Here is a 9,735-nt window from a genome sequence, read left to right as displayed (position 1 = left end):
TGCAGCGCGCGATCGATGCCTTGTCCGGGCGCCGCCTGGCCGGCGCGCGCGCAGAGCTGGAGGCGCTGCGCGACTGGAACGCCCGCTGACAGACCGCGGCCCGGTCAGTGGGCCGCTTTCTTGCCGCGCAGCTTCTGGAACCCCATCACCGCGGCCAGCACGATCGCACCGGCGATCACGCCCACCACCATGTTGCCCAGCGCGTTGACCAGCCACCCCCACTGGCCTTCCCCGCCCAGCGCGACCACGGCATGGTGCAGCGCCGGCACGTTGTGCACCAGGATGCCGCCACCCACCAGGAACATCGCCGCGGTGCCGGCCACCGACAGGAACTTCATCAGCCAGGGCGCGGTGATCAGCAGGCCACGGCCGAAGGCCGCCAAGGCGGCGCCCTTGCGCGACAGGTACAGGCCCAGGTCGTCCAGCTTCACGATGCCGGCCACCAAGCCGTACACGAACACCGTCATGGCCAGCGCAATCACCACCAGCGCGGTGACCTGGTTGAGGAACGGCGCGGCCGACACCACGCCCAGCGACAGCACGATGATCTCGGCCGACAGGATGAAGTCGGTGCGCACCGCGCCCTTCACCTTTTCGCCTTCCCAGGCCACCATGTCGACCTTCTCGTCGGCCAGCGCCTTGACCCGTTCGGCCTTGTGCTGCTCGTCCTCCTGCTTGGAATGCAGGAAGCGGTGCGCCAGCTTCTCCACGCCTTCGTAGCAGAGGAACGCGCCGCCGATCATCATCAGCGGCACCACGATCGGCACCGGGTAGCCCTTGCCGCGCAGCCAGGCCTCCAGCGCGCTGATCGCCAGCGCGGCCGGCACCAGGATCGCCTTGTTCACCAGCGAGCCCTTGGCCACCGCCCACACCACCGGCAGTTCGCGGTTGGCGTTGACCCCGGTGACCTGCTGCGCGTTCAGCGCCAGGTCGTCGCCCAGCACGCCGGCGGTTTTCTTGGCCGCGACCTTGGTCAGGACCGACACGTCGTCCAACAGCGTGGCAATGTCATCGAGCAACGCAAACAGGCTGGCACCGGCCATGGCAATCCAATAGATCAAGCGGAAAGCGTGGATTCTGCCCGATCCTGGCCCGTTCGCGGTAGATGCCGGTGGATTCACCGCCCCACTACCTCCCGGCCCGCACACTGCCGGGGACACCCGTCCTGGAGCCCTGCTTGAATACCACGCCCGTCGCCCCTGGCTCGCCATCGCTGGTAAAAGGCATGAACCGCCGCAGCCAGATCCTGCGCCTGCTGCTGCGTTACCGGAACTCCGGGGTGTTTTCGGGCATGAACCTGGACGCCCGCGCGGTGCACGACGTGCCGCCCGAGGGCAATCCGGAGCAGTTTGTCACCGACCTGGAATCGCTCGGCCCCACCTTCGTGAAACTGGGGCAGATGCTGTCCACCCGCCCGGACATGGTGCCGGTGGAATTTGCCACCGCGCTGGAACGCATGCAGGAGAAGGTGGCCCCGATTCCGGTCGAGCGCATTGCACAGATCATCGAGCAGGAGCTGGGCGCGTCGGTGTCCAAGCTGTTTGCCAGCTTCGACCCGGTGCCGCTGGGGTGTGCCTCCATTGCGCAGGTGCACCGCGCGCAGCTGCATGATGGCCGCGAGGTGGCGGTAAAGGTGCAGAAGCCGGAAGTCGCCGCGCAGCTGCGCTCGGACCTTGAGGTGCTGCGCAGCTTCGCGCTGGCCGCCGACCATCTCACCCAGGTCGGCCGCCGGGTCCGCCTGCGCGACTGGCTCAACGAGTTCGCCAAGACCTTGATGCAGGAGCTGGACTACCAGGCCGAGGCAGAAAACCTGCAGCGCTTCGGCCAGCACCTCAAGCCGTTCAAGCCGCTGTGGGTGCCGCAGCCGATCTGGGACTACTGCAGCCACCGCGTGCTGACCATGGAGCTGGCCAACGGCGTGCGGGTGGACATGATTCCCGATGTGCGCCGCACCGAAGAACCGATGGCGCCGCTTGCCGCCGCGTTGATCCGCGGCTACATCGACCAGATCTTCGTGCATGGCGAGATCCACGCCGACCCGCACCCGGGCAACCTGCGCGTCACCCCACAGGGTCGCCTGGCCATCTTCGACCTGGGCATGGTCGCGCACATGCCACCGCGCCTGCGCGAGCGCCTGCTCAAGCTGCTGTTCGCCGCCGTGGACGGACGTGGCGAGGAAGTAGCCGATGAGATCATCGGCATCAGTACCCGCCTGGAATCGTTCGACGAAGAACGTTACCTGCGCGAAACCGGTCAGATGATCGCGCGCTATGCGGCCAACACCAGTTTCTCCGAGGGCCGCGTGGTGCTCGACCTGGTCCGCATCGCCACCGCCAGCGGGCTGCGCACGCCGCCGGAACTGAGCCTGCTCGGCAAGGCATTGCTGAACCTGGAAACGGTGTGCCGGCTGCTGTCGCCCGACCTGGACACCCGCCGCATCGTGGAAAAACAGCTGCAGCACGTGATGCGTGCGCGCCTGAAGAAATCGCTGTCGGCGGCCAACCTGGCCAGCGAAGCGATGGAGATACAGCAGCTGCTGCGCGAAGGGCCGCGCAAGATGTCCGACATCCTTGCCCTGCTGGCCGAGAACCGCCTGCAGATGAAAGTGACCGGACTGGAAGAATCGCGCCTGATGGAAAACCTGCAGAAGATCGCCAACCGCGTGTCGGCCGGCATTGTTACCGCCGCGTTGATTCTTGCTGCGGCGATGATGATGAAAGTGGATACCGGCTGGCACCTGTTCGGCTATCCCGCCATCGCATTCACCTTGATGTTGATCGGCGTGGCACTGGGCCTGGGCATCATCCTCAGCGCGCTGATCTTTGATCGTCGTGCACGCTCGAAGGAAGAGCGCGGCCATCGGTGATGTTGCGATGCCGTGCATTTCTTCACGTGCGTTTTACACCTGAAAACACGATGCGTTGTAACGCGGCTTCAGCATCCTGAAACAAACATTTCAGTCAGGTTCGTGCATGCATGATCGGGTCATCGGCTTGTCATGCAGGTGTGGTTGGACAGCCGGTCGGATGGGAAATACGTCGTCATGACGTCCATCACCAACTGTCTCCACTACCGATACCGCCGATGCTCTGGATCCTGCTGCTGACTCTGTTGCTGCTCTCCTGGTTACTGCTCGCCTCGCGCAAGTGGATATGGTGGAAGGCCAGCCTGATGTCACTGCTGCTGGTGCTGCTGAGTACGTGGTGGTTGATCAACAAGTTGTCCGGCGATGGGCTCAATGCGGCCACGCTGTATCACCTGGGCGCCGACATGGAAGGCGCCGGCGTGGCCGATTTCAAGGGCTACATCGCCGCCTACATCGCACTGCTGCTGGTGTCGCTGCTGCCGCTGGCGGCCGCACGCATGCAGCGCTGGCGCCGCATCGAACACGGCAAGGCGGTGTTCGGGGGTTTCGTCGCGATGTGGCTGGTGGCCATTGCGGTCAGCCCGCTGTACAGCGACGGCCTGCGCCTGTACCAGCAGATGCGCCCGGTGGATTACACCGTCATTGCGCCCGAGTACAAGATCCCGCAACAGGCGCTGGCCAAGCCGCGCAACATCGTGTGGATCTACGGCGAAAGCCTGGAGCGCACCTACCTCGATGAAACCACCTTCCCCGGCCTGATGCCCAACCTCAACCGGCTGGCCGGCCAGGCGCTGGATGTGCGCGGCGTAGTGTCTGCCGAGGGCGGTGGCTGGACCATCGCCGGCCTGGTGTCGTCGATGTGCGGCGTGCCGCTGACCACCGCCAAGGACGATGAGAACAGCATGGGCCGCATGGGCAGCTTCCTGCCCGAAGCAGTGTGCCTGGGCGACTACCTCAAGCAGCAGGGGTATACCAATCACTACCTGGGCGGCGCCAACGGGCAGTTCGCCGGCAAGGGCCAGTTCCTGGCCACGCACGGGTTCGACGCGGTGGACGACTTGGCCTGGTTCAAGACCCAGAAGGTTGCGCGCTCGCACTTCTCCACCTGGGGCGTGCACGACGACGTGCTGCTGGACAAAGCGTATGACCGCTTCGAGCAGCTGTCCAAGGCCGGCCAGCCGTTCATGCTGACCACGCTCACCATGGACACCCACCACCCGGCCGGGCACCTGCCGGTGGCCTGCAAGCGCACCCGCTACCAGAGCGAATACGGCAACATCGGCCTGCTCAACGCGCTCAAGTGCACCGACGGCCTGATCGCCAAGCTGGTCGATCGCATCCAGGCCAGCCCGTATGGCGAAGACACCCTGATCGTGATCGCCTCCGATCACCTGGCCATGCCCAACGACCTCAGCCATGTGCTGGCCAAGCAGAAGCGCGAGAACCTGCTGCTGTTCCTGGGCAAAGACATCGCCCCGCGCCAGCTGGCGGCCACCGCCGGTTCCACGCTGGATTCCGGTGCCACGCTGCTCAGCCTGATCGACCCGGGCATCAAGGCGATCGGCTTCGGCCGTTCGCTGCTGGATCCCGAACGCACCGACAGTGCCAGCGCCGCCGCGTTGCGTGACAACGGCAAGGACTACCCTCGTTACCTGGCCTTCTCGCGTTCGCTGTGGCTGGGCGACAAGACCCGCCAGCTGCGCATCGATGACGACAACCAGGTGGTGATCGGCCTGCAGCATGTGCAGCCGCCGGTGCTGCTGGAGTACGACAAGCAGTTCGACCTGAAGTCGGTGTACCTGGAGAACACCTCCAAGCAGTTCGATGATGCCGACCCGGCCAACACGCTGGCCTACGTGGACCGCTGTACCGCATTCGAGGACGGCTCGGCCGATGGCGACTGGTGCGCGATGCTGGTCAACCGTGACAAGGGCATCAAGCTGTACCGCGACGATGCGCTGCGCACCGGCTTCGCGGTGGATGGTCCGCTGGAGCCGTTCAATGGGCCGCGCCCGAGCATCCGCCAGGCGCACATGATCACCCAGAAGGGCCGCCGCACCCGCGCGGGCCAGTACATGCTGCAGTTCGTGGCCAAGCAGTCGCCCGATCGGGGGTTCTGGATCGAAGCGGTGTCGTCGCAGCGCAAGGTGGTGGTGGCCCAACAGTGGGTGCAGCCCGATGCCGACGGCCGCATCAGCGTGCCGTTCGGCCTGGACCACGAGGTGGACGACCTGGAGATCCGCGCGTGGTTGAACCACGCCGAGAAGCTGGCCGTGGACAACTTCGCGCTGGTGCCCTCGCGCCGCGGCAACCGCGGGTAAGGATCCACAGGGTCGTTACCCCTGCGGTTCCTGCGGCGCGGCCGGATCGCGGACCAGGTGGATGTCGGTCGGCGAGGACAGCGCGATATGCGCCGCTGCGAACTTCTGCAGCATCGTGAAGTACAGGTCGCTGCGCACGCCGTATACCGCGCGCGGGCCGGACACGTACGCAAAGCTGTTGATCGCTACCTGCCCGTTGGCGATCGAATCGATGAACACCGACGGTGCCGGCTCGGCCAGCACGCCCACGTGCTCGGTGTAGCAGTCCAGCAGAATCTGCCGCACCGCCGCCACGTCGGTGCTCAGCGGCACCGCGAACTGGATCTGGATGCGCCCCTGCGCATTGCCCATCGTCATGTTGCGGATGGTCTTGGTGATGAGCTCGGAGTTCGGCACGATCAGGGTGGATTTGTCGCCCACCTGGATCTCGGTGGAGCGCACGCTGATCCGCTTGATGTCGCCCTCCTGGTCGCCCAGCTTCACCCAGTCGCCAATCTTCACCGGGCGCTCGGCCAGCAGGATCAGGCCGGACACGAAGTTCTGGGTGATCGCCTGCAGGCCGAAGCCGATACCCACCGACAGCGCACTGACCACCAGCGCCAGCTTTTCAAAGCCGATGCCCAGCGCGGTCAGTCCCCACAGCACCGCGGCGATGATGCCCAGGTAACGGGTGACGGTACTGATGGAGTTGCGCGCCCCGGCGTCGAGGTCGGTCTTGGGCAGGTAGGTGTTGGTCAACCAGTTCTGGAAGGCCTGCATTACCGCCCACACCACCAGGAAGGCCAGCACCGCATACAGCACGCTGCTGGGCTTGAGCGTGGTGGTGCCGATGGTGAGCCCGTTGGACAGCGAGTCCATGGCGCTGAAGAACGCATTGAGGTTGCCGAACGGCGCGGTCAATGCCAGCACCGCCAGCAGGATCACGCCGATGCGCAGCACCGCCGACAGCAGCACGCCGGCCTGTTCCACCTTGGCATCGTTGAGCCCGGTGGTCAGCACGATGCTCTTGCCCACCCGGCTGGTGGGCGACAGCAGCCACAGCGACAGGTCGTCGGCGAACTTCAGCAGCAACGAGGCGGCCAGCAGCACCACCGCGCCCCACACCAGCTGCTGGGCCACGAACAACGCCAGGTTGAGGTAGCCCAGCAGCGTGGCGATCACCGCCGCGGCCACCACCACATGCCCGGCCAGCCGCGCCAGCACGATCCAGCCGCTCCTGCGCACCGGCGCCTTGGGCTGCTTTGCACCGGAATCGGTCTGCGCGTCGAGTTTGGCCTGGGCCTCGTCGGTCTGGCGACGGTGCAGGCGCGCCAGCGACACCAGAATGGCCACGATCAGCGCCATGTAGGTGATCGCGATCAGGCCGTCCACCGCCACCGTGGTGATCTCACTGGTGCGCGAGGCCCGGTTGATCTCCACCAGCAGGATGCTCAGGAAGGTCAGCCCCGCCGCGCCCCAGGCGTATTTGCGCAGCCGCCATGCCGCGGTGTCATCCAGGCTCAGCAGGCGCCAGGACGGTCGCTTGGGCACCAGCAGGCAGGCGCTGAGCGCGGTGATGAAGGCCGCCACGAACGTGGCCACCTGGAAATGCAGCGCCAGCTGCTGCAACCGCGGCGGGATCGCCCCGATGGAGTCCAGCGCAGCCACCAGCACCACTGCCGCGAAGCCCGGCAGCAGCGTGCCCACCGCCAGCAGCCACACCGCCAGCCCGGACCGGCGCAGGCGCCCGTCGGGCGCGCGCTCGGAGGCGGCATAGCGGCGGCCGGCGGCGCGCAGCCACAGCCGCAGCGGGAAGAACATCAGCAGCGCCAGCGCCAGCCCGGTCAGCGGCGCGCCCCAGCCGTGTTCGGCAATCGCCTTGCGCGCCGCGGTCTCACCCTGGCGGTAGAGCACCACCAGCCGCGAGTAGTCGGCCGGCACGTGCACCGCGAACTGCTTCCACAACGACGGCGACAGCGGCGAGTTGACCTTGCGCGCCAGGTCCTCGCTGAACTGGGTGACGCGCATCTTTTCAATGTCCGCGCCCAGCTGCTTGGCATCGCCGGCCAGCAGCTTGGCCCGCGCAATGGCCGAGGCAAGATCACTGCGCTGCTGGTTCAGCGCCTTGCGCTGGGCGGCGATATCGCGTGCCTCGGTGGTGCCTTCCACCACCTCGCCCAGTTGGGCCACGCGGGCATCCACCTGCTCCAGCTCGGGCTGCAGGGCATTGCGCGCCGCATCGGCGTCGCGCTGCACGGCCAGCGCCCGGTCGGACAGGGTCTTGAGCGTATCGGGGGTATCGGCCGTCTCGACCGCAGCCTGGATCTGCTTCAGGTCCTTGCCCGCTTGTGCCAGCTGGGCAATCGGATCATCGGCGGCGGCATCATCGCCCTGGGCCAGCGCCAGGGGCGCCATGCTCAACCAGGTGCACAGCATCAACCAGGCCAGCGGCCGCAGGAAGGAACGGAAAGGACGGGAAGACAAGCCGGCGCACCACGGGATTCGCGCGGACCACCGCGCCTGCGCGAACTATAAACCGGGGTGCGTTCACGCCGGGTATGCACCCGGCACCGAGCCCTCAGTACTTCAGGCGCAGCTCTTCCACCTGCGGCCGCAGGCTGGCGTACCAGTCCTGGAATTCCTCTTCGCTGATCTCGTCGGGCGCATACACGGCCACCTCGTCCCAGGCGTGGTCGGTGGGCAACGGCTGGCGTGGGCCGGCGCGCAGCGAGTACGCCACGCCGTCGTGGTCCACCACATCCTCGGCCGCCTCCCAGCGCGCGCGGGCAAAATCGGTCGGGCTCTTGAGCAGGATCACGTGGTACATCGGCATCTCCATCGCAGTGAACAACAGGCAGGCATCGCCCGGCCACAGAATAGCGCCGCCTGCCGCGCCGGTGCATCACGCACCGGCAACGCAACGTTCTCCACGCCGCGCCTGCGCCGGCTTCACCTACCCGTGGCGGTGGGCGCGGCATGGTGGCTGCACCTTCTCTTCGCGCACCCCATGAACACACACGCCGACCTCAAGACCGTTCCGGACCTCAAGCTGCCGCGCTACCTGGGCACCTGGTATGAAATCGCCCGCCTGCCCATGAAGCACGAGCCGGACGGGTGCACCGATGTGTCGGCGCACTACAGCCTGAAGGAGAACGGCCACGTGGCCGTGCTCAACCGCTGCCGCATGGACGGGGAGATTGAAGAAGCCGAAGGCGAAGCCTGCCCGGTGGACAACGACAGCGCGCGGCTGGAAGTCAGCTTCCTGCCCAAGGGCCTGCGCTGGCTTCCCTTCACCAAGGGCGACTACTGGGTGATCCAGGTAGCGCCGGACTACAGCGTCGCGCTGGTCGGCAGCCCCGACCGCAAGTACCTGTGGCTGCTGTCGCGCACCCCTACCCTCGATACCACCGTGCAGGACCACTACCTGGCCCAGGCCCGTCAGCAGGGCTTTGACCTGGGGCCGCTGATCCAGACCCCGCATACCGGCCACCCCACCGCCTGAGCCCCGCATGGACCTCAAAAGTGGTTACCCGTTCTGGGCGGTGCGCAACGGGTTGATGCACGCCTTCCCGCCCCTGCGCGACGACCTGCAGTGCGATGTGCTGGTGGTGGGCGGTGGCATCACCGGTGCGTTGATCGCCAACGAGCTGTGCGCCAACGGCCACGATGTGGCGTTGATCGAACAACGCGACATCGGCTGGGGCAGCACCGCCGCCAGTACCGCGCTGCTGCAGTACGAGATCGACACCCACCTGATCGACCTGGCCCGGCAGTACGGTGAAACCGCCGCCGTGCAGGCCTACCAGGCCTGCGCCGCGGCGATTCCCGCGTTGCGCGAGGTGGCGCGCGGGCTCAAGGGGGTGGACTGCCATCCCATGCACAGCCTGTACTACGCCAGCAAACGCCGGCACCGCGCCGTGCTGCAGGAGGAGTTCGCGCTGCGCCAGCGGCATGGTTTCGACGTGCGCTGGCTGGACCGCGACGCGGTGCAGGACGAATTCAGCCTGGACGCACCCGGGGCCATCCTCAGCGGGCTGGCCGCCCGCGTGGACCCGTACTGCCTGACCTACCGCCTGCTGGCGCGGCTGCAGAAGAACGGCTGCCAGGTGCACGACCGCACCACGCTGGCCACCTTGGAACCCACCGCGCGCGGCGTGACCGCCACCACCGTCGAGGGCGTGCGCATCCGCTGCGGCCACGTGGTGATGGCCGCCGGCTACGCCAACCAGCGGTGGCTGTCGTCGTCGGTGGCGCGCAACCGCAGCAGCTACGCCTTCATCACCGACCCGATCCCGGAGGATCTGCTGGGGCCACTGGCCCAGACCATGGTCTGGGAGTCCGCGCGGCCGTACCTGTACATGCGCAGCACCGGCGACCAGCGCCTGCTGATCGGCGGCGAGGACGATGCGGTGGATATTCCGGCCCGGCGCGACCGCCGCGTGGAGGCCAAGGCCGCGCGCCTGCTGAAGAAGGTCGGCACGCTGTTCCCGCACCTGCCGCTGCAGCCGGCCTTCTCCTGGGCCGGCACCTTTGCCGAAACCGCCGACGGCCTGCCCTTCTTCGGCCCCC

7 protein-coding genes are annotated in these 9,735 nt (G+C 67.0%); 4 read left to right on the top strand and 3 right to left on the bottom strand.

Features of this window, described 5'->3' with window-relative positions; translation table 11 throughout:
• Window positions 1-104 precede the first annotated feature (104 nt).
• Window positions 105-1,043 carry a DUF808 domain-containing protein gene (locus tag DBR34_RS03830; RefSeq protein ID WP_128095771.1) on the bottom strand — a complete coding sequence of 313 codons (939 nt, stop codon included), beginning with the start codon at window positions 1,041-1,043 and terminating at the stop codon, window positions 105-107.
• A 134-nt stretch (window positions 1,044-1,177) separates the two neighbouring features.
• On the opposite strand from DBR34_RS03830, the gene DBR34_RS03825 reads away from it, so the two are divergent.
• Window positions 1,178-2,866 carry an AarF/UbiB family protein gene (locus DBR34_RS03825; RefSeq protein WP_128095769.1) on the top strand — a complete coding sequence of 563 codons (1,689 nt, stop codon included), beginning with the start codon at window positions 1,178-1,180 and terminating at the stop codon, window positions 2,864-2,866.
• A gap of 218 nt (window positions 2,867-3,084) precedes the next feature.
• Window positions 3,085-5,187 (top strand): phosphoglycerol transferase I, encoded by a 2,103-nt coding sequence (locus tag DBR34_RS03820; RefSeq protein ID WP_128095768.1) that lies wholly within the window; start codon window positions 3,085-3,087, stop codon window positions 5,185-5,187.
• 15 nt (window positions 5,188-5,202) lie between these two features.
• Here DBR34_RS03820 and DBR34_RS03815 read toward each other — a convergent pair whose 3' ends face one another.
• Both DBR34_RS03815 and DBR34_RS03810 read right to left on the bottom strand, forming a co-directional pair.
• Window positions 5,203-7,602, bottom strand: a complete 2,400-nt coding sequence (locus DBR34_RS03815) for a DUF3772 domain-containing protein (protein WP_128095770.1) — start codon at window positions 7,600-7,602, stop codon at window positions 5,203-5,205.
• A gap of 142 nt (window positions 7,603-7,744) precedes the next feature.
• Window positions 7,745-7,993 (bottom strand): hypothetical protein, encoded by a 249-nt coding sequence (locus DBR34_RS03810; RefSeq protein ID WP_128095767.1) that lies wholly within the window; start codon window positions 7,991-7,993, stop codon window positions 7,745-7,747.
• Window positions 7,994-8,173: 180 nt separating this feature from the next.
• Between DBR34_RS03810 and DBR34_RS03805 the strand changes: the two genes are divergently transcribed.
• A complete protein-coding gene (locus DBR34_RS03805; RefSeq protein ID WP_128095766.1) occupies window positions 8,174-8,668 on the top strand; it encodes a lipocalin family protein in 495 nt (164 codons plus the stop codon).
• Window positions 8,669-8,675: 7 nt separating this feature from the next.
• A partial coding sequence (locus DBR34_RS03800) for an FAD-dependent oxidoreductase (RefSeq protein WP_146186764.1) occupies window positions 8,676-9,735 on the top strand: 1,060 nt, incomplete at its 3' end.

The sequence above is a fragment of the Stenotrophomonas sp. HMWF003 genome, assembly GCF_003061285.1.
Taxonomy (GTDB): Bacteria; Pseudomonadota; Gammaproteobacteria; order Xanthomonadales; family Xanthomonadaceae; genus Stenotrophomonas; species Stenotrophomonas maltophilia_AP.
Note: the sequence above shows the minus strand (reverse complement) of the source record. Positions and strands in the feature narration are given on the sequence as shown.

Excerpts from the sequence above, each read along its gene's own strand:
- DBR34_RS03830 (WP_128095771.1), bottom strand. The coding sequence starts at position 1,043 with ATGGCCGGTGCCAGCCTGTTTGCGTTGCTCGATGACATTGCCACGCTG.
- DBR34_RS03820 (WP_128095768.1), top strand. The coding sequence starts at position 3,085 with ATGCTCTGGATCCTGCTGCTGACTCTGTTGCTGCTCTCCTGGTTACTG.
- DBR34_RS03815 (WP_128095770.1), bottom strand. The coding sequence starts at position 7,602 with ATGCTGTGCACCTGGTTGAGCATGGCGCCCCTGGCGCTGGCCCAGGGC.
- DBR34_RS03810 (WP_128095767.1), bottom strand. The coding sequence starts at position 7,993 with ATGTACCACGTGATCCTGCTCAAGAGCCCGACCGATTTTGCCCGCGCG.
- DBR34_RS03805 (WP_128095766.1), top strand. The coding sequence starts at position 8,174 with ATGAACACACACGCCGACCTCAAGACCGTTCCGGACCTCAAGCTGCCG.